The organism is Candidatus Paracaedimonas acanthamoebae, from assembly GCA_017307065.1.
GTDB lineage: Bacteria > Pseudomonadota > Alphaproteobacteria > Caedimonadales > Caedimonadaceae > Paracaedimonas > Paracaedimonas acanthamoebae_A.
Genome location: JAFKGL010000025.1, coordinates 30,465 through 54,148, shown reverse-complemented (window position 1 = coordinate 54,148; position 23,684 = coordinate 30,465). Strand labels below are relative to the sequence as shown.

General features: G+C 36.3%; 21 protein-coding genes and 1 tRNA gene. 16 read left to right on the top strand and 6 right to left on the bottom strand.

Going from position 1 to position 23,684, the window contains the following annotated elements; translation table 11 throughout:
* From J0H12_06335 to J0H12_06290, 10 genes are all read left to right on the top strand, one after another.
* A partial coding sequence (locus J0H12_06335) for a LysR family transcriptional regulator (protein ID MBN9413520.1) occupies positions 1 to 900 on the top strand: 900 nt, incomplete at its 5' end.
* A gap of 773 nt (positions 901 to 1,673) precedes the next feature.
* Positions 1,674 to 2,570 carry a LysR family transcriptional regulator gene (locus J0H12_06330; GenBank protein MBN9413519.1) on the top strand — a complete coding sequence of 299 codons (897 nt, stop codon included), beginning with the start codon at positions 1,674 to 1,676 and terminating at the stop codon, positions 2,568 to 2,570.
* A 683-nt stretch (positions 2,571 to 3,253) separates the two neighbouring features.
* Complete coding sequence (locus J0H12_06325) at positions 3,254 to 7,144, top strand: hypothetical protein (GenBank protein ID MBN9413518.1); 3,891 nt, start codon at positions 3,254 to 3,256, stop codon at positions 7,142 to 7,144.
* A 304-nt stretch (positions 7,145 to 7,448) separates the two neighbouring features.
* Positions 7,449 to 7,736, top strand: a complete 288-nt coding sequence (locus J0H12_06320; GenBank protein MBN9413517.1) for a hypothetical protein — start codon at positions 7,449 to 7,451, stop codon at positions 7,734 to 7,736.
* A 263-nt stretch (positions 7,737 to 7,999) separates the two neighbouring features.
* On the top strand, positions 8,000 to 8,947 hold the full coding sequence (gene pip, locus J0H12_06315; GenBank protein MBN9413516.1) for a prolyl aminopeptidase: 948 nt from the start codon (positions 8,000 to 8,002) through the stop codon (positions 8,945 to 8,947).
* Between the two features lie 212 nt (positions 8,948 to 9,159).
* Positions 9,160 to 9,852 carry a M15 family metallopeptidase gene (locus J0H12_06310; GenBank protein ID MBN9413515.1) on the top strand — a complete coding sequence of 231 codons (693 nt, stop codon included), beginning with the start codon at positions 9,160 to 9,162 and terminating at the stop codon, positions 9,850 to 9,852.
* Positions 9,853 to 10,017: 165 nt separating this feature from the next.
* Positions 10,018 to 10,776 carry a hypothetical protein gene (locus J0H12_06305; protein MBN9413514.1) on the top strand — a complete coding sequence of 253 codons (759 nt, stop codon included), beginning with the start codon at positions 10,018 to 10,020 and terminating at the stop codon, positions 10,774 to 10,776.
* A gap of 140 nt (positions 10,777 to 10,916) precedes the next feature.
* Entirely contained in the window at positions 10,917 to 11,123 is a 207-nt protein-coding gene (locus tag J0H12_06300) for a hypothetical protein (GenBank protein MBN9413513.1), read from the top strand.
* Positions 11,124 to 11,288: 165 nt separating this feature from the next.
* A complete protein-coding gene (locus J0H12_06295; protein ID MBN9413512.1) occupies positions 11,289 to 12,533 on the top strand; it encodes an acyltransferase family protein in 1,245 nt (414 codons plus the stop codon).
* 18 nt (positions 12,534 to 12,551) lie between these two features.
* Positions 12,552 to 13,799, top strand: coding sequence for an acyltransferase family protein (locus J0H12_06290; GenBank protein MBN9413511.1), 1,248 nt, complete (start codon positions 12,552 to 12,554; stop codon positions 13,797 to 13,799).
* Here J0H12_06290 and J0H12_06285 read toward each other — a convergent pair.
* Entirely contained in the window at positions 13,796 to 14,626 is an 831-nt protein-coding gene (locus J0H12_06285) for an MBL fold metallo-hydrolase (protein ID MBN9413510.1), read from the bottom strand. The two genes, J0H12_06290 and J0H12_06285, sit on opposite strands and share 4 nt — an antisense overlap.
* Positions 14,627 to 14,700: 74 nt before the next feature.
* On the opposite strand from J0H12_06285, the gene J0H12_06280 reads away from it, so the two are divergent.
* Together J0H12_06280 and J0H12_06275 are read left to right on the top strand one after the other, a co-directional pair.
* Entirely contained in the window at positions 14,701 to 15,072 is a 372-nt protein-coding gene (locus tag J0H12_06280) for a response regulator (protein ID MBN9413509.1), read from the top strand.
* 65 nt (positions 15,073 to 15,137) lie between these two features.
* Positions 15,138 to 15,213: transfer RNA gene (locus J0H12_06275), tRNA-Ala, on the top strand.
* Positions 15,214 to 15,368: 155 nt separating this feature from the next.
* On the opposite strand, the gene J0H12_06270 is transcribed toward J0H12_06275, so the two are convergent.
* On the bottom strand, positions 15,369 to 15,929 hold the full coding sequence (locus J0H12_06270) for an outer membrane beta-barrel protein (GenBank protein MBN9413508.1): 561 nt from the start codon (positions 15,927 to 15,929) through the stop codon (positions 15,369 to 15,371).
* Between the two features lie 219 nt (positions 15,930 to 16,148).
* Here J0H12_06270 and J0H12_06265 point away from each other — a divergent pair, with 219 nt between their 5' ends.
* Positions 16,149 to 17,498, top strand: coding sequence for a glutamate--tRNA ligase (locus tag J0H12_06265; GenBank protein MBN9413507.1), 1,350 nt, complete (start codon positions 16,149 to 16,151; stop codon positions 17,496 to 17,498).
* A gap of 6 nt (positions 17,499 to 17,504) precedes the next feature.
* The gene (locus tag J0H12_06260; protein MBN9413506.1) at positions 17,505 to 18,866 is read left to right on the top strand and encodes a cysteine--tRNA ligase; all 1,362 of its coding nucleotides are present in this window, start codon (positions 17,505 to 17,507) and stop codon (positions 18,864 to 18,866) included.
* 3 nt (positions 18,867 to 18,869) lie between these two features.
* Here the strand turns inward: J0H12_06260 and J0H12_06255 are convergent, their stop codons facing one another.
* Positions 18,870 to 19,604: a uracil-DNA glycosylase gene (locus J0H12_06255; GenBank protein ID MBN9413505.1), complete on the bottom strand. Its 735-nt coding sequence runs from the start codon at positions 19,602 to 19,604 to the stop codon at positions 18,870 to 18,872.
* A gap of 89 nt (positions 19,605 to 19,693) precedes the next feature.
* A complete protein-coding gene (locus J0H12_06250; protein MBN9413504.1) occupies positions 19,694 to 20,239 on the bottom strand; it encodes a shikimate kinase in 546 nt (181 codons plus the stop codon).
* Between the two features lie 253 nt (positions 20,240 to 20,492).
* Here J0H12_06250 and J0H12_06245 point away from each other — a divergent pair, with 253 nt between their 5' ends.
* Together J0H12_06245 and J0H12_06240 are read left to right on the top strand one after the other, a co-directional pair.
* Positions 20,493 to 21,428, top strand: coding sequence for a tyrosine recombinase (locus tag J0H12_06245; protein MBN9413503.1), 936 nt, complete (start codon positions 20,493 to 20,495; stop codon positions 21,426 to 21,428).
* 22 nt (positions 21,429 to 21,450) lie between these two features.
* Positions 21,451 to 22,407, top strand: a complete 957-nt coding sequence (locus J0H12_06240) for an acetyl-CoA carboxylase carboxyltransferase subunit alpha (GenBank protein MBN9413502.1) — start codon at positions 21,451 to 21,453, stop codon at positions 22,405 to 22,407.
* Positions 22,408 to 22,418: 11 nt separating this feature from the next.
* Here J0H12_06240 and J0H12_06235 read toward each other — a convergent pair whose 3' ends face one another.
* Positions 22,419 to 23,021, bottom strand: coding sequence for a peptide deformylase (locus J0H12_06235; protein ID MBN9413501.1), 603 nt, complete (start codon positions 23,019 to 23,021; stop codon positions 22,419 to 22,421).
* Positions 23,022 to 23,035: 14 nt separating this feature from the next.
* Positions 23,036 to 23,684, bottom strand: a 649-nt coding sequence (locus tag J0H12_06230) for a cation:dicarboxylase symporter family transporter (protein MBN9413500.1), incomplete at its 5' end; no start/stop codon positions are given.

Below are 23,684 nucleotides of genomic sequence, written 5' to 3'. Positions count from 1 at the left end.
CTCGCACATTTAAAAACGTTTTATATTATTGCCAAAGAAGGCAGCCTTACAAGGGCCGCTCATCTTTTACATACAAGCCAATCTTCTTTAAGCCGGACTTTGCAAACGCTTGAATATTACGCAAAAGCACAGCTCTTTGAAAGACATGCTCGCGGTTTAAAATTAACATCTCAGGGTGAAAAAGTATTCCACTATGCTCAAAAAGTAGTCCAAGAACACGAAGTCTTCAAACACTCCCTTCTGAATGATTTTAATGAAACCGAAGGTGAGTTAAAAATTCTCACAACACCCGGGATGGTTTCTATCTGGTTACCAGAAATTATTCCTGGTTTTTTAAAAAAGTACCCAGGAATCAAATTAGATATCAATAGTTCTTTGACTAATTTAGAAAGAGATCTTGAAAAAGCAGATATTCTTATTCGGACACGCATTGATCTCCATCCTAATCTTGTACAAAGAAGAGTCTTAGCTGGAAACTATAAATTATGGGCAAGTCCTGATTATTTGAAAGAATTTGGCATCCCAGAAAAACCGGAAGACCTTGATCATCATCGTTTACTTGTTTTTGAGCGAGCACAATTTAATTCTCTTGCAAATACTTATTGGATTCTAGAAGTAGGGTCAGATATTCATAAAACAAGAGAGCCATATCTTGTCGTAAATTCACAAGAAGGATTGATAGCTTGCGCTAAAAAAGGTTTAGGTATTATTCAAATGCCCTCAGTATTAATAAAATTCAGAAATGAAAATAATCAGCTCTTAAATATATTAAAAGAAACAACAGGGCCTATTATAGATGTATATGGTATATATCCCTCAAAAACGAAAAATCTTAAAAGAATAAATTTATTTATGGACTATCTAGAAGACAAATTATTAAAAGATGACCTTTACAACTAAAAGGTCATCTTTTAGCATTTACGTAAAATAAAAAATCTCTTTGTGAAATTTCTTCTCAATAATGCTACGAGTTTAATTTATTTTTACAATTGATACACAAAGCATTGGATAAGGGGTGATATTTGTAAGAGTAGTTTTTTTCATGATAAATGACTTTCAATATATGGTTGTAAAATAATGCTTTTAAGCAACTTTAATATGCTCAAGGGACGGTTATTTCATGTTTTTTATTGATTGAGAAGCACGATAAAGTCTTGCTCTCTATGCATTTCCGTCATAGCTTAAAATTTTAATTAAATAAAGTTTAATTTGTTAATAAGTTTTAAATTATGGCTTGTATTGAAAAGAAAAAATTAATCTTTAGAGGTAAAATTTCAAGCAAAATCCCTTGAAATATTTGAAAATATTTAGCGCAAAATTCTTATCATGAAATTAAAAGAAGAGATTTATAGAACCAGTGAAATCAGGGAAAAGAAGAATCGGTTGTTTATAGGGGGGAGAAAGGGGTAACCGATTCTTTTTTTATTCCTGAATTGCCATTTGAAACAACTTCGGAATATTTTAATCTTACTAAAATGTTTCGGGGTATGACTATTTCTAATTTGATATAGGAGATATGCATACAAGCATATCTCAACTATTATAGCCCATCTTTTTAAATTTTATAGATTTTTTCCTTTTTAAATCAAATAGTAAATCTATCAACTATTGATATGTCAGATAAAGTCCTTATATTAATAGAACTAATAGACAATAGTGAAAGTGGAGGCACTATGGATCTCGCACATTTAAAAACATTTTATGTGATTGCTAAAGAAGGCAGTCTTACAAAGGCCGCTCACCTTTTAAATACAAGCCAATCTTCCTTAAGTCGCACCTTACAAACACTTGAATATTATGCCCAAGCGCAACTCTTTGAAAGACATGCACGGGGTTTAAAATTAACACCTCAAGGTGAAAAACTATTCCACTACGCTCAGAAAATAGTCCAAGAACATGAAGTGTTTCTGAGAAGTTTCCATGACAAAGATGAAGAGATGAAAGGAGAAATTAGGATTATTACAACTCCTTACCTTGCAGAGACGGAATTGACTTCTCATTTGTTACCATTTATGGAAGAATATCCCAAAATTCATCTAGAAATAAAAACTGTAACACGAGATTTTGATATTGAAGGAGCTGATGTTGCTATACGAGGCTATATTCCTTATCGTCCTGAATTAGAACAAAAACACCTTTTAACACATAAACATAAGCTCTGGGCGAGTAATGAATATTTACAAAAATTTGGGACGCCTCAAAATCCAGCAGATTTGGATCATCATCGTCTTTTAGCCTTTAGCTTAGATAAACAAAAAAATTTATCATTTAGTTATTCGCTTAATTGGTTACTCTATGTTGGGAACAATTCAGATAGCCCTAGAAAACCTTTTTTTGAAATTCCTTCACAAGGAGCACTTCTTACAGCTGCGCATCTAGGATATGGTATTTTACAATTTCCAGAAGAATGGATTCGTCTTCATCAATCTAAGTTAATTAATGTGTTACCCTCTTTAGAAGCTCCCATATTAGATTTGCAGTTTATATTTGATAAAAGAAAAATAAGATCTAAAAGAATTTTAGCCTTATATAATCATCTTTACCAGAGTTTGAATATAGGAGCTTCATAATTTATAATTACCTAATTATCTTTACAAACGTCATTGTCATTGAGGGATAAAGACGAGATGGTAAAATATTAATCTTTTTCATAAACTATCTCCATTGAAAAAAGTAATATAGCGTATAATCTTATGCCATAGGTTTATTAACTAGAGCTGGAGTTTTTTCACATATTTTATTATTTGAGAAGCGCAATAAAATTCTATGACATATGCATTTCCCTCATAGCTTAAAATTTTAATTAAATAAAGTTTAATTTGTTAATAATTTTTAAATTATGGATTGTATTTAAAAGAAAAAATTAATTTTTAAAGGTAAATTTTTAAGCAAAAGCCCCTGAAATATTTGAAAATATTTAGCGCAAAATTCTTATCATGAAATTAAAAGAAGAGATTTATAGAACCAGTGAAATTAGGGGGAGAAAGAGATTCACTGGTTCTAGAGATCATATTACGAAGCCTTAAGTAAAATGACTAATGCTAAATTAAGATATTAGATATGATTCAATGATATAGGTAAGTGGCAAGTGGAATAAATTAATAAAATAAGAAGGCTTAAAAAGGTATTTGAAAGATCTTTTCCTAAAACGATAAAAATAAAATAATTTTAAAGGAGTTAAAAAAAGATTGCAAAAATGAGTTTTTTAGTCGTATTGTTGCTCAAATAGACAAAATTTATAGGGGTTTAATTAATGCGGTCTACTAAAGTTCTCGTGCTACTTGCTTCCATCATTTCTTTTCAGCCACTTCAAGCGACATATCCAACAACTCAACAAAACTCATCAGAATCTGCTCTGATCGTAAAATCGAAATCAACATCCAAGGAATCTGTAAGTTTCTTTGGTCGCGCAAAACAATTTCTTTCTTCTTGGCTCCCTTCATTTACAGCCCCCTCTTCTCAAGAAGTTAACAAAACTTGGGAAACAGAATGGGATCAACTCGTAGGCCATGTCGCCCAAGAAAATGCCAAACACATAAAAAATCTTTTCATGGCGATGTATGAGAGAAGAAGCGAATATGCATCGGCGCACGATCAAGGTTTTGACGCCTATTATAAAAAACTTAAGACCGAAAAATCTTTAAGAGAAAAGGTTTCATTTATTCGAAATGAAGATCAGAAACTTGCCGAAAATCTTGATACAGGATTATTATTTTTATTAAAAGAATTGGCACAAGAGACCGATTCATATTTAGAATTACAAGATGTGCAAGCAATGCGCAAAGCGCTCTCTAATCCTGACTATAGAAACCGTATAGGAGATATATACACCAAGGCTCGAGGCACAACGCTAGATCAAGATTTTTATGATGGAAATTTATTTGATCAAGGGCATCTTTTGATGAATAGTCTGTCTAACATCCTTAGCCTTGAAAGAACCGCAGAAAATCTTCCTGTTCTTAAAGAGAAGATTAAAACTCTTTATACCAAACGTGATGATGGAAGATTAAGTGAATCTTCTCTTGAGACGTTAAGCTCTTTAGGCATGAACTTTGGAAAACCTCGAGTAGCATCCTCTTGGTTTACACCTGAGCGTATAGGAACGGGTTTTACGCTTTTACTTGTATCCAGTAGCGCCTTTGCGACAGTTTCTATGCTTTCTAGAATTCCGATGGCGAAGGCTGCAAGGCCTATTGATTTAGATGGATATTGCTCAACAACAGAATTTAATTATGGGACGTGTGAATCTTCGTTTGGTGTTCCCATTGAATTTAATACTGAGATTGCAACCATCAAGAACAATCCTTATTTTCAACAGATCATCACCGATAAAATTCTTCAGGCAAATAGAGCAAGTAGTATAGTTGATACTCTTGGTAGACTAGGTTCGATGAGTTCTCAATTTTATGGAGAGATTATTACATCGCGTACAGGTTCTTTTTCTGGGGGAAATGTAACATTTACTACGTATTTTGACACTAATTCTCCTTTGGGGATGCAAGATGCTCCTAAATCTAGTAGTCAATATGATCGTATTGCTTTTAATCTAACGACCTATAGCGATTCTTCTCGACAAACCATCAGCTCTTACGTACGTACAGGTCCTATAGAGCCTTCCTATTACGGGCAAATCCCCAATAGTGAGCGTATGATTTTGGCCCTTCAACCTCTCAATGATACATCCTTTGTGTATGGTGTTATCGTGGATCGCCCTTTTGGAGGGACACCAATGGTTGTCAGAGAGGGTATTATAACGTCGCCGACAAATCCTATTTATCCAGATCTTCTAACAACGACCCCTGTGAATAATGTTAATCCTAACGGCCTTCTTCCGGTTGAAAGCGTTGAGAACCTTGTAAGCCGCATTTTCTATAATGGCGATGTTGCAGGAACAGATGGTTTAAATCGTCGCCCGGTCTCTCAATATTTTGATGACATTGGTTTTTCAACCTCTAGCAACTTTTTAGCCGTCAAAAATTGCCTCGAAGGTTCTGGAGTAAGTCCTTTGGCGTGTAGCTCTCAGTTTGCTCAAAACTCTGGCTTCACAACAGCATTATATGTTTATGCGACCCAGCCTAATTCGGTGGTTACTCTTTCCCGTAATCTTTTACAGGGCACGAATTATACCGAAGGGACTTACCAAGCTGGCAGTGGGAATGTTCTTGAAACATTGATGAGCTATACGTGGAATCCTTCTTTAAGTACAGCAACGCGCACAAACTCAACACTCTCAATCCCGATGAGCACTCTTCGTGGGACCTCCCCCCTGAATCAAATTGACAAGATTTGGATCTATAATCCTGATCCTGCAAATTCAGAATTAGGATATGTAGTCAGAACAACACAAAATTCATCGGGGACATCGACTTCTTACTATGTTGTTCCTGGAGTGGGGATTACGATATTCCCACCAAACCCAACAACGCCAACAGGACCAACACCGACAGATCCAACGTCCCCAACAACGCCGGGAACGCCACCAAAATCTTCCGGTTTAAGTGATGGGGCCAAAATCGGAATTGGCGTTGGCGTTGGCGGAGCAGCTTTACTGACAGCTGCTATTGTAGGTGTTGGTTGTGGCCTCAAGAATAAAGGTAAAAAGAATAATAGCTATAATGCCGCGCCTCCCACAGACTCAACGCCACTTCGCACAGTAATTACGAGAGAAAACTTTAACGCGACTGATAGAGGTCTTCTTTCAGGTATCGTTGTGACAGGCACGCTCGCAGAGAATCAATACAATTTAGTTTTCAAAGTTACAAAGGAAAAGCTTGATGAGATCGTTAAGGCAACTGGCCTTAAAATGGAATTTAAGCCAGATGTTAAACAGCCGAATTCAGAAGAAGAACCCGTCATGGATCTTATTATAGGTGGGGGGAGTTTTGGGCAAGTACGAATTGCACGCGACATTTCAACACAAAATTATGTCGCTGTAAAAATAGTTCCGGGTAATGATAAAGTGAAAAGCTCTTTGCGTGAAGGAACAATGCAGCATCGTCTTGCTGGACAACTTCACGTCCTTCCTTTACTGAATTATTTACATTATACACCTGCTACGGATAAGGCGGCAAGTTCTGAACTCTTAAAGCTAGCCTTTGGTAATGCTAAAGGTAAAAATGAAGATTTACTCTTACAATTTACACCTTTAGCAAGCTTTGGAGATGGCGAGATTTTACGCGATCGACTTTCTTTATTGAAAGATGCAGAACTTAAAGAAAAAATTGTGACGTATGTTGCTTACTGCTTTATCGATGGATTAATGAATATGCATAATAATGGGGTTTCCCACCTTGACTTTAAGCTTTCTAATTTACTCTTGAGTTGGAGTGGAGAGGTCTGGGACGCTGACCTAGGATGTGCAGTTCAAAAAACATTTTTGTCTGGTGGCCTTGGTGATTTTAGATATTTTTCTCCAAAACGTCTAGAGCATTTACGCTATCTTTCAGCAAAGAAAAAGAATCCTAGTGCATTTAAAGGGGATCTTAAAGCAACTTTCTCTGGCCATAAAGCAGATGATTTTGCGGCAGGTCTTACTATTCTAGAGATGTTTCTTGGTAAGCACCCATTTCAAAAACTATTTGATCAAAGAAAGAAAGGAACCGGCATCCCTACTTCAATGATTGAGACTTGGTCAGAAGAAATGTATACTAAGGGCCTCGATGAAGCTTTTATAGAGTTAGATGGTGTTGTGAATGATAAACTTCTAAAAGTGATTCGAGATTTAACAGCTCTTAGTCCTACAGAAAAACAGACAACGACCCTAGCTCAGAAAGCACTCGAAAAACTTCTTCCGACAGAATCAGGCGAAGAGCTATTTAGACAGTTTGATCAAGCTCTTTTGGATGCTTACAAGCAAGAACATCCTGATGAAGTGGATACTGCAGAACTCTATTATCACACACCTAAACCTGCTCAATACGAGAAAATAAATGAAGATGGAGATGCTTATTATAAAGATTTTCCGTCTTCTGGAGAGAGCAGCGGTCAAGTTTATGGGCAAGAGCTATCAGTTTATCAAGACTTGCAACAACCTTATGTAGACCTTCCACCTGATACAGATGAGCCAACCTATACAGTTCTTACTGATCCTAGCTCTTCTAAACCTCCACGTCGGAAGGAAAAAGAACCTTCTGAAGATCAATAATAAAGTCTCATAAAGAGAGTCACTTAGGTGACTCTCTTTATTTATCTAATTATTGTTACTCCCCTCTCTTCTCTTTTACTGATAATGTAAGTCTTTATTATCACCATCCCCAGAAATTCAACGCGAAGATGATCGTCTCCCTTTTTCTTTTTTAATAAAGAAACTCACAAAGAATATTCTTAAATATTTTATGGAATTTTTGTGGATTATTAGCTTTTTTTTAATCTTCATAATTTATTGTAAATAAATAAAAATAAATAAAAATAAATAAAAATAAATAAAAATAAATAAAATTATAATAAAAATGATAAATACAACTGCCTGCCACTTACTCCTATTAACCATGATATCTATGGGATCTCTAAACTGTTTTGCATCTAATAAAGTTGAGGAAATTCAAGAAGAAAAAGAAACGAAATGGATTTCTACAGAAGATACTACATCTATAAGAAGTAACAATGGAGAAAAAAGAATATTGGGAAAAATGCCTCTTTCTAGAAAAGCGACTATTTTAGCGAATGGTCATGATATAGATTCCTATAGAAGCTCATTTATTAGAAGTAAAAAAGGCCCATCTACAACGAGAAACTAATGAAAAATTCTTCTAAAACTTAGCGAATAGCTTGTGCAATATTAATTCTTTATAATTTCAATGATTCATCTCAACCATTTTCAAACAAATATATTTAGAGTAAAATTTTCTTATTGAATAATTCAAGTATAGATTCTTAAAAGCTGATCTTTATATAATTCAAATATCTTAAAAACGTTAAAATATTTGACTCTAAAAACCTATTTGATCTCTTCTCATTTTCACCTTAATCTTGCCTTTTAATATGAAAGAAAAGGTATTAAATGCAGACTTTATTTCCTCCTCTTGAATCTTATGACTCCGGAATGTTGCAGGTCGATGAAATTCACACCCTCTATTGGGAACAATCTGGAAATCCACAAGGAATCCCAGTTATTTTTCTTCATGGTGGACCAGGTTATGGCTCTTCGCCAAAAAGTCGGCAATTCTTTGATCCCGCTTACTACCGAATCATCGTTTTCGATCAAAGGGGAGCTGGCAGGTCTCGCCCTCTTGGAGAGATGAAGAATAATACGACACCTCTTCTTATTAAAGATATGGAGAAGTTAAGAGTTTTATTAGATATCGACAAATGGATCCTTTTTGGGGGATCATGGGGAAGCACGCTCGCTCTTGCTTATGCAGAAGATCATCCAACGAGATGTATAGGCTTAATCTTAAGAGGGATTTTCCTATGCCGTCCTCAAGAAATTAACTGGTTTTTCAATGGTATGAAGAATGTTTTTCCAGAAATCTGGGAACGCTTTGCAAATTATATTCCTATTGCAGAAAGAGAAGATTTATTAGCCGCTTATAGGAAACGAGTTTTAGATTCAGACTCTGAAGTCTATTTGCCTGCTTGCAAAGAATATTTTCGCTATGAATTGAGTCAATCTATGTTGAATCCCACCCTTGAAGAAATAGAGACCATTTGTACCGATGAAATAGCTGCTATTGGCCTTGCACGTTCAGAAGTGCATTATTTTTCAAATAATATCTTCTTAGAAGATAACCAACTTTTGCGTGATATTCATAAAATTCGTCATTTACCTTGCATCATTGTTCATGGTCGTTATGACATTATCTGCCCTATTATATCGGCGTTTGACTTGATTAAAGAATGGCCGGAAGCTGAATTTAACCTTATTCAATTGGGTGGGCATTCAGCCTCAGATCCTGAAATTTTGAAAGCTTTAATGAAGGCAACTGAAAAAGCAAAAAAATGGATATAAGTTTTTGATTTTTAAAGTATAAAATGTAACATTTTTGGCCTTAATTTGAAGCAAAAATCTTGCAAAAATACGATATTTTTGTTACAATAAAAAGGTAAGGTAATAAAAGAATTTGAAGAACTTTTCTTAGCAACCTCTCCTAAAAAAAGTTTGGTCTACCTCTTTTATTGCGAGTTGTTTAGGTGTGTCAAAGAAAGGTATGTTTTTGTGGTATGGCTTTAGATAAATTTTTGCCTCAAGGTTTTGTCTATCTTGATGAAATAGATCCCAGTATCCAATTTTCATTGAGATATTACAGTCATGATAATTTTGTTGGAAAACCAATAGAAGGTTATTTTGCTGAGCGCATCATTATGACAGAAAATGCTGCAGAAGCTTTATGCAAAGCACAAGCAATATTCAGAAAAGATGGTTATTCAATTGTTGTTTATGACACTTATCGCCCTCAAACAGCGGTGAATCATTTTGTACGATGGAGTGAAGATACAACAGATCAAACAATGAAAGCTTTGTTTTATCCTCGCATTACTAAATCTGATGTTTTTGACCTGGGGTATCTTTCTAAAAGATCCGGGCACTCACGCGGAAGTACAGTTGATCTTACTCTCATTCATGAGAACGAAAATCTTAAAAAAGCAACCCCTACTCCACGGATTTTAAATGAAAATGTTGAGATCCTTTTTCTAGATGATGGAACAGTGGATATGGGATCTTCATTTGATTTATTAGATGAAGTATCTCATTATCAAAATAACCTTATAAACGAGATATATTTTAATCGACGAACCTATCTTAAAGAAGTGATGGAATCTTGTGATTTTAAGCCCTACACGAAAGAATGGTGGCACTTCACGTTAAAAGATGAGCCTTTTCCAGATACGTATTTTGATTTTCCTGTGAAATAGTTTGAACTCTATTAAAAAATCAGAAAAATTAATGTCTAAACATTCTTTTTGTGGAAATATTTTGCCAAAATATTGACAAAAATAAAAAATATCCTATATTAGTTTTATATAAGCTACATGATTAGAAAAAATTAATTTTAGGAACCTTTTTAGGAACCTATTTAAATGAAGATTAAGTTTTTATTAGCTGCCATATTATTGAATATTTATGGCCTATTTCCATGTTTAGCTACAGAGCATTTTGATGATACCGAGGGAGCTTCGTCATCAAAAGTCCATTATTCTTCTTTGGCACAAACTCCTTTAGACATCTTAAATCCTATTGTGAATGAATATCTCTCAAGCAAAGATATTATGAGACTTTATATGACAGGGGATTCCATTCTAAGAAGACATTTAACCAATGTTGCTCAAAGCTTGAAAATATTGCTTGAACCAGAAATGAGAAAGCTTAGCCTAGCTCAAATCATACCATCTTTTTTGAATCTTAATTTTTTAGAAATAACTGGAACTTTAAATCCAGAATCAAATTTTGATGTTTCATCATTAGTAAATTTAAGAACGATTAAGTTTTCAGGAAATAAAGCCCTTTCTTTACTCTTAGAACGAAACCTAATTTCGTTTCCACCACAAATAACAAGATTAGTATTTAATTCTTGCTCTTTACGATCTGTGCCGCAAGGTTTTTTTGCACAATTTAGGGCTCTTGAAGATCTCAATTTATCAAAGAATTCCTTGAATCCAGAGGTACAAGATGAAATTATGCAAGCTTCAAACATAACGAGTTTAAACTTATCCCTAAACGGTTCATTAGAATATCTACCTGCCAGACTTTCTAACCTCCCTAATCTTAAAGCTCTCGATGTTTCCGGAATTATGTTTGACTGGCAGTCTGGAATATTCTTCCCTTATTTTCTAGATTAGAAGTCCTGAATATAAAAGATTGTTATTTCGAGATAGACCCTACTAATTTTTCCACCTTTACCACCCTTACAACACTTAATTTATCAGGATGCCCATTTGTTACGGAGTCTTTTTTAGAGGATCATATTGTTTCATTACCCATGTTAAAAAATTTAATTTTATCAGAAACAGGTGATTTATCTTTATTAGCTAGAACCTTAATTTCTTGTAAATCTTTAGAAAAACTCACTTTGATTGGAGATCTTCCAGATAATATCTTCGAGATTTTTCTTCCATTATTGGATGCTGGCTTGAAGCATTTTGGAACACAAATTAAAAAAAAACCAGCTTCTATTTTAAATTTTTAACCTCTCAAAGAGTTAGGTAGATTATAGATTTTTCTGCCTAACTCTTACATAAAAATGATACCTTAAAGCGTAAAATATCTTAAAAAGACGTCTTTTTACTTTTCTGTTTATTCTTTAATTATAACACGTTATTCTTGTGTGTACGAATGAGGGAGTTATACAAGAATGCAACACGCTCAAAGACATGTTTTCGTAGATTATTTGAGAGGATTTCTCGTGGCACTTGTGGTGTTAGATCACGCCTGCCATGCTTATACAGAATATTACTCTAAGTTCTGGTTTTTTCCAGATTTTGAACACAGCATTATTTTTGATATTTTTCATCTGCATAATGATAGTTTTATGATGCCCTCGCTCTTCTTTTTGGCAGGACTTTTTATCCTCCCGTCCCTCCAGCGCAGAGGATATTTAAGCTTTGCAAAGGAACGTTTTTTACGGCTCGTGATTCCTTACAGCGTTGGACTTCCCCTCATTAGCCCTCTTCTTTCTTATCCTCGATACGTTTTGAATGAGAATCCGAGTATCGGATACTGGCAATACGTCACAGAAGTTTGGGTTCATCGTTTACAAGCAGGGCCTTTTTGGTTTTTATATTATCTTGTTCTTTTAAGTATGATTACAGTTATCTTATATGCTCTCGTTCCCAAGATTTTTACGTTGCTTAGTCGATTTTCTACCTGGCTTATTGAAAAACCATTGAGAGGATTTGCTGTTTTTTGCCTTAGTAGTGCCTTTATTTTAAGCGTTAGCGACCTTATTTGGGGTGCGCCTTGGTGGATTGGTTGGTGGGCAGATTATAAATTCTTTTATGTTCGAGGCTCACGTTTTATTCTTAAGGCTTTCTATTTTTTTCTTGGCGCAGGATTTTCGCAAATTGCGATTCTCGACAATAAAGTTTTCTGGGAAAAACTTAGTCAGAATTGGCAAAAATGGGCCCTATTTACCATTGGAATTGCTGTTTGTTATATTAGTTATACATTAGGATTTTTTGATGACGGCGCGTATAGCGATTATATTCGTTATTATGTTACCGAACAACGAGCTTATAATGCAGAATGGTCTGAAATTTTAAGTGGCTTTTGGCCTGTTTTCTTTGACCATGCTCCCAAAATTTTAGTACGAACAACATTATTAGGGATTTTTATTTGTTCTCAATTAATTACCTATTCAGCTATTTTTTATCGTTTTCTGAATAAAGGAAGTTTGCAATGGGCTTCATTTGCTGCGGCATCTTACGGCATTTATATCATTCATGAACCTTTTGTTGTTTGGTTGCATTGGTTCTTTTATGGCGGAGAAGCCCCTCTTATCGTCCGTTTCATCGTGTCTGGTTTTGGTGTCCTCTTTATGTCTTGGTTAATTGTAAATAAGATTCTTCTACGCCTTCCAGGTTTTAAGCGTATTTTATAGCAAGAGAGGGAAAGTTTGATGCAAGAACAGCGTTATATCTTCATCGATTATCTGCGAGGATTTATTTTTGCGCTCATGGCAATTGATCATTCTCTTCACGCTTATGCCCAAAATTGGGGACAATTTTGGTTTATTCAAGATCATGATCGTAGTGAAATCTGGGATGCTTTCTATCTTTTTGATCAAAGCATTATTATGCCAATGCTTTTCTTTATTACGGGTCTTTGGGTGTTACCTTCTCTAAAAAAACATGGTTTTCAATCTTATCTTGGTCGACGTTTTATAAAATTAGGGATTCCTTTTATCCTTTGTATTCCATTAATAGTGCCTTTACTAACCTATCCTCGCTATACTCTTACAATAGATCCCGAGATTGGCTACTTTGACTATTGGCTTAATATTTTCTTAAGTGGCAAAAAATTACAAGCAGGCCCTCTATGGGTTATGTACGGGATGTTTTTATATAGCATAATTTTAGTTGCTCTTAATGCGATTCCTGGTCTCATGACGAAATGGGGGCGCTTTGTTCACATACTCACAAATCGACCTCAAATTGGTTTTATATTTCTTATTTTATTGAGTGCACTTATTTTAGGCATCAGTGATTTGACGTGGGGTGCACCTTGGTGGATTGGTTGGGGCATTTTTTATCTTCAAGGCGCCCGATTCTTATTATACTTTTTATACTTTATGCTTGGCGCAGGCTTTAGTCAGTCAGGCCTTTTAGAGAATCGTTTTTTTTGGAAACGTCTTTCCGATCGACTTCCTTTGTGGGCAAGTATAATGGGTATATCAACTCTAGCCTATGTGGGATATTCTCTTACTTTCACGCATGAAGGAGCTTATAGTGACGTAATCCGCCACGCTTTCCATGACTTTTTTGGTTTGGGCGGCTCATGGAAAGATATGCCTGAGTTTTTAGAACAGCACGGATTGCAATTAATAAAAGATCATGCGCCTGCTATCTTAATTCGAACAACTTTTCATGGAATTTTATGTCTTTTTCAGGTGTTAACTTTATTAGCTCTTTTCTACCGCTATTTTAATAAAGAGCATCCTGTTTGGCGATCACTTGCACAGAGTTGTTACGGCATCTTTTTAACACATGAAGCCATGGTCATCTGGCTTCAATATTTACTTATTGGTATTGAGCTGCCTCAGACCTTCAAAATTGCACTTATTGCTTTCCTTGGATTAGGAGGTTCTTGGCTACTAACTGAAAAATGGCTGTTTAGAGTTCCCCTCTTGAAAAGAATCATTGCCTAGGGAAGAAAGATTTCCATTCCTTGGCGTGCCATGAAACAAGATGACCAAATTTTTTTTGCATCTTCTTCAATTTTTAAAAGAATATCATCCGTATGATTAGGATTATGATGATAAAGCGCAAGTCTTTTTGCTTGAGCTTTTTGAGCGAGCCTAAGACCTTCTGCCCAAGTTGAATGCCCCCACCCTCTTTTTTGGGAAAATTGTTCTTCTGTATACATCGCATCGTAAATAACCAGGTCTGCTCCTTGCATGAGTTTTAGGACTTCAAGATCATCATCACCTGGCGTGTGTTCTGTATCGCTGATATAAGCGATTGAAGATCCTGAGGGGCAACGTAATTGATATCCATATCCGCCACCAGGATGATTAAGAGGAGCAATTTTAAGATGATAATCTTCGAAAAACGTTAAATTTTCACTGGGTGGACAATCAATATAATTAATTTTTGCAGAAACTTGATCTAATTTCACAGGAAAGAGAAGATCATTAAAGATATAATTCTTTAGAAATTCTTTTATCCCCTCTTTTTCATAACAATGAGAAGATAAAAGGGTCAGCTGAAAATTAGAATCCCAAATAGGTTCAAAAAATGGAAGGCCAAGGATATGATCAAAATGCATGTGTGATAGAATAAGTGTCGCTTGATTTATATTTTTTTCTTTTAGCTTCTTACCTAAATCTCTCAGTCCTGTTCCTGCGTCAAAAATAAAGATATTCTGATCATGAGTAACACTGACACAACTTGTGTGCCCTCCAAAATAGGTATACAGAGGTGAACTCACAGGAATGGAACCACGAACCCCCCAAAATTCTACAATTGTGCTCATATTCATCTTTTTTGTATTAAATTTATGTTTTATGCTACACTTTTTCATATAAATAGAAAAGAAGACACATAAGAATGCATAAAATTTTGATGGTAGATGACGAACCAGATCTCGATATTCTTATTCAACAGGGATTTCGCAAAGAAATTAGAGACGGAATTTATAGCTTTATTTTTGCTCGCCATGGAGCAGCAGCTTTAGAACTCATAGAAAAGAATCCTGATGTTAAACTCGTTTTGACAGACCTTAATATGCCTGAAATGAATGGCCTTGAACTTTTACGCCGCCTTAAGCATCAGTATTCAGATGTAAAAGTATTAATCTTATCTGCCTATGGAGATCAAGAAAGTCGTTCTGTTGCTCTTTCCGCAGGGGCCGTAGATTTTCTAACGAAACCAATTGTATTTTCTGAATTGCAAACAAAATTAAACGCTTTGCTCTCATAAGAGCATTAAAGTCTAAATAATGCTTGCAACTTCTTTGAAATATTCGTAGTTTTGCAGCAAATAAAGGGGCCATAGCTCAGCTGGGAGAGCGCTACAATGGCATTGTAGAGGTCAGGGGTTCGATCCCCCTTGGCTCCACCAAATATAATTCACATTTCATAAATTATTGCAGAAGATTTTACTCAAGATATAAAGTTGGTTTAATTAAAACCTAATTAGATCGCTTATATTCTAATTAATGCATGAAAAAACCGCGCCAAAAGGCGCGGTTTCTCATGACGTTGAGGTCGTTTAGACTAGAATGTATAGCTAATGCGGCCTGTTACGTCTGTTGTTCTTGCCTTAAGCCCAGCGTGCTTCTTGTAAAGCGCTTGAGTTCCTTGAACGCCAACTGTTACGCGGTCAGATGTCTTGAATGCAACGCCAAGACCTGGTACGAAACCTGTTACGCGCTTTGAATGACCTGTTGTTTTCCAAGTAGCTGAAGAAATACCTGCAGTTACATAAAGAAGTGCATTGCCACAAACAAAACCTGGAACGATTGCTGCGCCGAATTCATTTCTTCTTCTGTACTTGTCACCACTAGCATTTAATTTACCTTCCGTATTGCTGAGGTTACCAAATGCTTCAAGACCAAGAAAAAGTCTGTTATTGAATTCTTTACCAAAACCAACGTGGAGTCCACCAACAACACCACTAGTTCCGAGATCTGAACTAGCTGTTTGTTTTACTTTACCTGAACCATAACCAAGTTGACCACCAACGTAGAAACCTGTGAAGTTTTTACCTTCAACAGCAGCATTTGCAACAGATGTAAGAGCTGCAGCGCTTGCAAGCATAAGTGCTAATTTTTTCATGTTTATCCTCATATAAGGTTGTTTTAAATAATATCCAAAAGACCTAACCTTTCGAATATAGCTATGATGTTATGTCAAACTCATTAGGTCAACTATAAGGAAAGATTTTTTCTTGTGAAATTTTTTTCTGTTGTATTTACGCAACACATTACAATGCTAGGCAGGAAGAAGAATATCTGATAAAGTCACATTAATCTATAAAAAGGAAAGAATTTTTTAATGTCTCAACCCATTTTACGATTTGCCCCAAGCCCTACAGGATTGTTGCATATTGGCAACGCGCGTACGGCTCTGATTAACTGGTTATTTGCAAGAAAAAATAAAGCTACTTTTATCTTAAGATTGGATGATACTGATCTGGCGCGATCAGAACAACAATATGAACAAGCCATTTATGAAGATTTAAAATGGCTAGGGCTTACCTATGATCGTATTGAATGGCAATCAAAACGCTTGCAAGAATATGAGAAAGCTGCCGAGGCTTTGAAAGCATCAGGGCGACTATATGCATGCTATGAAACACCTGAAGAACTTGAGTTCAAGCGTCGCCGTCTTTTATCTCAAGGACAACCACCCATCTATGATCGCGCAGCCTTAAATTTGACGTCGGAAGAACATGATCGTTTCCTAAAGGAAGGACGTAAACCACATTGGCGCTTAAAATTAATAGCAGAAGAAATTTCTTGGAAAGATCTGATTCGAGGTGACATTAGCTTTGACGGAAAAAATTTAAGTGATCCTATTTTAATTCGAGAAGATAATTCACCCGTATATACTTTGTCTTCAGTTGTGGACGACATTGATTTTGGCATCACACATATTATTCGGGGAGAAGACCATATTACGAATACGGCAATTCAGCTTCAACTTATCGAAGCTCTGGGTGCTGATTCTAAGGATTTTATTTTTGGTCATGTTCAATACTTGCTTGGCGAACAAGGGGAAAGCCTTTCGAAAAGAATTGGCAGTCTTAGCTTACGCCAATTACAAGAAGAAGGATATGAAGCTTGTGCTCTCGCTAGCTATCTTGCAAAATTGGGAACATCAGAAGATATTTCCCCAACTCTTTCTCTTGATCAATTGATTAATGAATTTGATATTAGTCACGTTGGGCGAGCAGCCCCCCGCTTTAGCAAAACTATGCTTGACCGAATCAATACAAGATTGTTGCATCACCAATCTTACAATCATATTCAAGAACGTCTTGCTGAAGAAGGCCTCCACTACATTCAGGAAGAGTTTTGGAATGCGTGCCATGGTAATATTAATAAGCTCTTAGATTTAAAGAATATTTGGAATATCTGCACACAAGAATTAACCCCTCGAATAGAGGATGCTTCTTATTTAGAGGAAGCTTGTAAATTCCTTCCTCTTGAGCCTTGGAGTTCGGAAACTTGGACCATCTGGACTCAAGCTATAAAAGAAAAGACAGGCCGGAAAGGAAGAGAGTTATTTATGCCTTTAAGACAGGCTCTGACAGGAGAAGATCATGGGCCAGAGATGAAAGAATTATTGTTACTTATTGGTCGTGAGAAGGTTCTGAAACGTTTACAAGGAAAGGTTGCGTAACATCATATGCTTAAGCTCTATAATACGTTAACAAGGCAATTAGAACCTTTTACATCCCTTCATCCCCATAAAGTTGGTTTATATGTCTGTGGCCCTACTGTTTATGATCGTGCTCACCTGGGAAATGCACGTCCCTACACTATATTTGACGTATTAGTCAGATTACTTCGGACAACTCATGATGTGACATATGTTAGGAATATTACAGATATTGATGATAAAATCATCAATACGTCACTTCAGACGGGTGAATCCATTGAAACAATTACGCGCAAAACAACCTTATTTTTTCATGAAGATATGACAGCTTTGGGGAATCTCTCCCCCACAATTGAACCAAAAGCAACCGAACATGTAAATGAAATGATCGAAATGATTGAGCAGTTACTTCAAAAAGAGCTTGCTTATGCTCAAGATGGACATGTGCTTTTCCATGTTCCTAATTTTCCAAATTATGGGGCTCTTTCCGGATGTAAATGTGAGGAAATAATTGCAGGAGCGCGTATCGAAGTTGCTCCTTATAAAAAAGACCCAACTGATTTCGTCCTTTGGAAACCTTCGACACCGGAACAACCAGGTTGGGAAAGTCCTTGGGGACGTGGTCGACCAGGATGGCATATTGAATGCTCCGCCATGAGTTTTAAGCATCTTGGAACTCATTTTGATATCCATGGTGGGGGGCAAGATTTGATTTTTCCTCATCATGAAAATGAAATTGCTCAAAGTACTGCTGTCCATGGGAATGGAACTTTTGCTCGTTATTGGATGCATAATGGGATTTTATTAGTTAATGGCGAAAAAATGTCTAAATCCCTTGGAAATTTTATAACAATCCAAGATTTACTTAACCAGGCACGTGGAGAAATTATAAGGTTTGCTCTTCTTTCCACCCATTACCGTCAACCCCTTGATTGGACAAATGATACCCTTATGCAAGCAAAGGCTTCTTTAAATCGACTTTATACAGCCCTTGAAGGATTTGAAGGAGAAAATTTACTCGAGGCTGATCAAGATGTTTTAAGAGCCTTACAAGATGATCTTAACACACCACTTGCTATTGCAAGACTTCATGAATTGGCGCGTGAAGCGAATAAAATGGAAAAAGGCCAAGCTAAGGAAGAAATCCAAGCTAGACTTAAAGCAAGTGCCTCCTTTTTAGGATTCTTACAATGCTCTTCTGTAGCATGGTTTAAATCTGATTGCCCTCAAGGTTTGAATTCTGAAGCTATAGATGAACTAATTATGCAACGTCACACGGCAAGAAGAGCTAAAGATTTCCAAAAGGCCGATCAAATTCGTTTAATACTTGAAGAAAATGGTATTCTACTTCTTGATTCTGCTGAGGGAACAAGTTGGCGCCGAAAATAAAGTCTAACTTGATGCTTTAAGAGCTTGCTTTAGCATTAAAAGATCAAGCCAAGCTTGACGTTTTTGGCCTGGGGCCCGCAATAAATAGGCCGGATGAAAAATAGCTAAGGTCTTTACGGGTCTCACCATCGTGGAAGTTTGGTATGAAAGCCATTTTCCGCGAAGCTTCATAATACCTTCATTTGTTTGAAGAATCGTTTTCGCTGATGTTCCCCCAACAAGGATCAAAAAATCTGGGGAAACTAATTCGATATGCCTTTCTACAAAAGGAAGGCAGAGATTGGTTTCACTCGATGTAGGTTGACGATTGCCAGGAGGACGCCAAAAAATAATATTGGTGATATAGATAGTCGTTCTATCAAGACCAATAGCAGCAAACATGCGATCAAGTAATTTGCCACTTAATCCAACGAAAGGTAAACCTTGCCGATCCTCATCTGCGCCGGGTGCTTCTCCAATAACCATTATCTTTGCTTGAGGATTTCCATCACTAAAAACAGTGTTCGTTGCTGTTTTTTTAAGTGGACATTCATTGTAATTTTCAACAATTGTTCTTAATTCGTGGAGTGTTTTCGCTTGTGCGGCTAAACCTTTTGTGGATCCTGCAGGAGGGAGTAAATTTAAAGAATCGTTCTCTTTAACTTCCATTGTTTTACCCATTTGATTAACATTAACTTTTGTATTTTTAATGATCAAATTATCTTCCTTTAATGGAATGAACCTCGCTGGAGTGTTCATTTTATTTGTCGGAGATGATTCAAACACTTCATCTATCCCTAATTCATACAGGAATTTTAGAGTTTCGTAATCTTGTTTATGATGTGCACTCACTTCCAAAATCTTTCAGCCAACTCTTCTATAATTTTATCTACAGTAGAATCAGGAGCTTGATTGTTACAATCAATATGAATATCCGCTTCAGCATAAATAGGATTATACGTTTCGATAAGGTTTCTAAGAATTTCTTTCTTATCACCTTTTTCTAGTTGTGGCCTGTGTGTGCGGCGTTCAACTCTTGGAAGGATAGTATCAACAGAGGCTTTAAGCCAAACAGAATAAGAATTCTCTTTTATAATTTTACGCGTCTCAGGCATAATAAAGGCTTCAACACCCGTTGATAAGATATGAGGACGTTCTTCTGTTAACAAACGAGATACAATACGTCTTTCAGTATCACGAAACGCTTGTTCGCCATACCAAGCAAAAATATTAGCCACTGTTTGACCCGCAGCAGTTTCAACTTCTTGATCCGAGTCCTTAAATTGTACGCCTAACTGCTTTGCAAGCTTTCTTCCGATGCTTGTTTTTCCAACTCCCATCATCCCGACAAGAGTGAGAGTTTTTGGTAACATAATCAATTTCGACGTGCGCATGGTTTATACCTTATTCTTGTGGTGACGCACTTCGCGAATAAAACTTTGCGAAAGGCTCCTCTCTTATCGTATAGTATGCAAAAATATACAAGCAGGAGTTAATATAAGTGCATATTCCCTTCAAAATTTTATTGTTCGTCTTATCCATATTATTCATAGGTAGTATTATAGCTCTTTCTAGGTGGGAAATTCCAGCTCCTTCTACTGAAGTCACAAAATCAATTTCTACAGATAAGCTTTTTACAAGAACAAAGTGAAATATCTTAGTCAATTTTTAGAAAGTTTATCTGCTGAACGAGGGCATGCTTTCAATACCCTTGAAGTTTATGTGCGTAACATTCAAGATTTTAATGTATTCTTGAAAGATAAATTACTTGAAGAGATTAAAAAGAGTGATATTCAACGATATCTCCTTCATCTTAAAGCGCGCGCGATCACTTCCTCCTCACGCGCACGGAAACTTTCTGCACTAAGGCAATTTTTTAATTTTTTAGTTGAAGAAGAAGTTATTACGGATAATCCGACTCTTTTAATTGATTTACCCAAGCAAAAGCGCCTTCTTCCTAAAACTCTTACAGAAAAGGAAATTTTTGCTTTAATCGAAGCAACCGATATTCTTGATAGTCGAGAACGAAGTAGACTCTCGTGTTTAATTGAGATTCTCTATGCTACAGGAATGCGAGTCTCAGAACTCGTGAGTTTGCAATTAAAGACAGCATTATTAGCTTTAAGAACGGCTCAAGAAAAAGGAACAGGTGCTTTCATCATTAAAGGAAAAGGTAATGTAGAAAGATTAACCCCTCTCACTCCTTCGGCCCTTAAAACCCTAGAAGATTATTTAAAAATAAGAAAAACATTTGATGTAGGAATGAATGGAAAAAAATGGCTTTTTCCTTCAAGAAGCCGTGAAGGGCACTTAACCCGGCAAAGATTTGGGCAACTTTTAAAGAAAATTGCTTTACAGGCAGGGGTTCCTCCGCATCAAATCTCTCCCCATGTCATGAGACACGCTTTTGCTACCCACCTTCTCCATCATGGTGCAGATCTTTTAAGTGTGCAAAAATTATTGGGGCATGCAGATATTTCAACGACCCAAATTTATACTCATGTTATGGAAACTCAAAAACAAAAATTAGTTTTTGATCATCACCCCTTGTCAGATGCAACAAAAATCTCTAGGAAAGCATAATTAGTAAAGAGGAATTTTAATCATGATTGTCTCATTAGATTTCGAAAAAAATATTATTGAGATTGAGCAAAAGCTTAATGAGCTCCGTCACCTCTCTCGTGCAGGTGATGTGAACATTGCTCAAGAAATTAATCATCTTGAAGAGAAGCTTAAGAAACAACTTCTCCAGATTTATACACATCTCACCCCCTGGCAAAAGGTTCAAGTTGCTCGCCACCCAGATCGGCCTCATTTACTTGATTTTATTCGGGTCCTTATCGATGATTTTATAGAGCTTTCTGGGGATCGTAAATTTGGAGAAGATCAAGCTTTAATAGGTGGTCTTGGGCGATTTAGAGGTCAGAGTGTTGTCGTGATGGGAACAGAAAAAGGTCATGACACGGATTCTCGTATAAAACATAATTTCGGCATGGCTAAACCAGAAGGTTATCGAAAAGCTCAACGTTTAATGGAATTAGCAAATCAATTTCATTTACCTATTTTGACTTTTGTCGACACTGCAGGAGCGCATCCTGCCAAAGAAGCAGAAGAAAGAGGACAAGCTGAAGCCATAGCAAGGTGCGTAGAAACACTGTTAACGGTTGAGGTTCCCGTCATTGCAACAATTACAGGTGAAGGAGGCTCCGGAGGAGCAATTGCTCTTGCGGCTGCAAATGAAGTTATTATGCTTGAACACTCGGTGTATTCTGTAGTTTCTCCAGAAGGTTGCGCCTCTATCTTATGGCGATCAGCTGATAAAAAACAAGACGCAGCGGCTGCTCAAAAGCTTACAGCTTTAGATTTGAAAGAGTTAGGTGTCATTGAAACGATTGTTCCTGAACCTTTAGGAGGAGCTCAACGTTCACCGTTAAGTGCAATTACAAAGACTGGCGATGCAATTGAAGTTGCTCTCAGTAAATATATTGCACTTCCAGGGGCAGAATTATGTGCGCATCGTCGCAATAAATTTCTTTCTATAGGCGAAAAAGGTCTAGATTAAAGATCTCACGTCTAGCGAAGATTAGAGAGTGTTTTTTTAGCAGCAAGTTCAGCTTTTCGAAGTGTTAAGATCTCATCAAGTTTCCCTTGACGAGCATCCGGCTTTAGAAGATGAATGTAGAGCCGTCCATTAATATGGTCTATTTCATGTTGAATTAAGCGTGCAAGAAAACCTTTTGCTTCTCCGGTTACTTTTCTCCCCATTATATCTGAACCTTCATAATAAATATGGGTGAATCTTTCCACTTCTCCTCCGTAATCATTCACAGAAAAGCATGATTCCCAATCGAGCGTGGTTTCCTCTCCTAAAGGTTTATAAAGAGGATTAATCAGAAGCGTTTCAGGTATGGTGTCAATAACGTCAAATCGATAGTTTTTAATTTCTTCAGGAACGCTAAAAATAACCATGCGTCTTGAAAATCCAATCTGAGGTGCAGCAAGTCCTGCGCAATTTTCTTCATGATGAAATTGATATGTTAATAATTCTACTATTTTTTGATCTTCTACCGATAAAGGGAATTTAACTTCTTCAGATGGTTTGATTAGGATATCACGCTGAGGACAGTTTTCGTCATTAATTGCAATGTAAGAGAGTAATTTTTTTGCTTGAATCATAATAATTTACCCCTTTATTTTGTAAATTTAGAGAAGAAAGAGACGTTTTTTATTTTATGCCAAACTCTTTCAAAAATAACACATAACGCACCATTTGCCATTACATTAGAAGACGTAATAATGGGATCAAGCAATATATTTAAGGCTAAAAGCACAGAAGACATTTCCGGTGTAAAACCTAAATATTTTTCATAAATAGGAATTAAAATAAAAATAGCCCCCCCTATCATGCCTGCAGTTGTAAATCGAGCAAGCACATATACCGTCATAAAAGGAAGCCATGTATTAATTTCAGGAAAAGAAAAACCAAATTGTTTTAAGATGAGCAGCCCAAAAAAGACGTTTGCAATACAATCTCCGATTTGCTGAATATTGGTTGTTGCTGGAATAATAAGACTTGCAAAGGATCGATTTTTAACACTTTTTTCAACGGCTGAAATTGTAAATGGCATTGTTGCAGCACTTGAAGAAGAAGTAAAAGCAATTACCCCGACAGGCCAAATATTTTTTACCTGTCGTACAATTTCTCGTAAGTGACAAGATCCTGCAATACTAAAAAGCAATAGAAGGTAAAAAAGAATCCCCCCTATAATAATTAAAAAAGCGAAGCCATAATTTTGGGTAAGGTTTGTTAGAAGCCCGCTTTTCTGAGTATTCAGCAAA

Coding starts and splice junctions, on each gene's coding strand:
- J0H12_06265 (MBN9413507.1), top strand. CDS start 16,149: ATGTCTCAACCCATTTTACGATTTGCCCCAAGCCCTACAGGATTGTTG.
- J0H12_06280 (MBN9413509.1), top strand. CDS start 14,701: ATGCATAAAATTTTGATGGTAGATGACGAACCAGATCTCGATATTCTT.
- J0H12_06260 (MBN9413506.1), top strand. CDS start 17,505: ATGCTTAAGCTCTATAATACGTTAACAAGGCAATTAGAACCTTTTACA.
- J0H12_06290 (MBN9413511.1), top strand. CDS start 12,552: ATGCAAGAACAGCGTTATATCTTCATCGATTATCTGCGAGGATTTATT.
- J0H12_06310 (MBN9413515.1), top strand. CDS start 9,160: ATGGCTTTAGATAAATTTTTGCCTCAAGGTTTTGTCTATCTTGATGAA.
- J0H12_06320 (MBN9413517.1), top strand. CDS start 7,449: ATGATAAATACAACTGCCTGCCACTTACTCCTATTAACCATGATATCT.
- J0H12_06295 (MBN9413512.1), top strand. CDS start 11,289: ATGCAACACGCTCAAAGACATGTTTTCGTAGATTATTTGAGAGGATTT.
- J0H12_06325 (MBN9413518.1), top strand. CDS start 3,254: ATGCGGTCTACTAAAGTTCTCGTGCTACTTGCTTCCATCATTTCTTTT.
- J0H12_06285 (MBN9413510.1), bottom strand. CDS start 14,626: ATGAGCACAATTGTAGAATTTTGGGGGGTTCGTGGTTCCATTCCTGTG.
- J0H12_06255 (MBN9413505.1), bottom strand. CDS start 19,604: ATGAACACTCCAGCGAGGTTCATTCCATTAAAGGAAGATAATTTGATC.
- J0H12_06305 (MBN9413514.1), top strand. CDS start 10,018: ATGAAGATTAAGTTTTTATTAGCTGCCATATTATTGAATATTTATGGC.
- J0H12_06240 (MBN9413502.1), top strand. CDS start 21,451: ATGATTGTCTCATTAGATTTCGAAAAAAATATTATTGAGATTGAGCAA.
- J0H12_06250 (MBN9413504.1), bottom strand. CDS start 20,239: ATGCGCACGTCGAAATTGATTATGTTACCAAAAACTCTCACTCTTGTC.
- pip (MBN9413516.1), top strand. CDS start 8,000: ATGCAGACTTTATTTCCTCCTCTTGAATCTTATGACTCCGGAATGTTG.
- J0H12_06270 (MBN9413508.1), bottom strand. CDS start 15,929: ATGAAAAAATTAGCACTTATGCTTGCAAGCGCTGCAGCTCTTACATCT.
- J0H12_06300 (MBN9413513.1), top strand. CDS start 10,917: ATGTTAAAAAATTTAATTTTATCAGAAACAGGTGATTTATCTTTATTA.
- J0H12_06330 (MBN9413519.1), top strand. CDS start 1,674: ATGGATCTCGCACATTTAAAAACATTTTATGTGATTGCTAAAGAAGGC.
- J0H12_06235 (MBN9413501.1), bottom strand. CDS start 23,021: ATGATTCAAGCAAAAAAATTACTCTCTTACATTGCAATTAATGACGAA.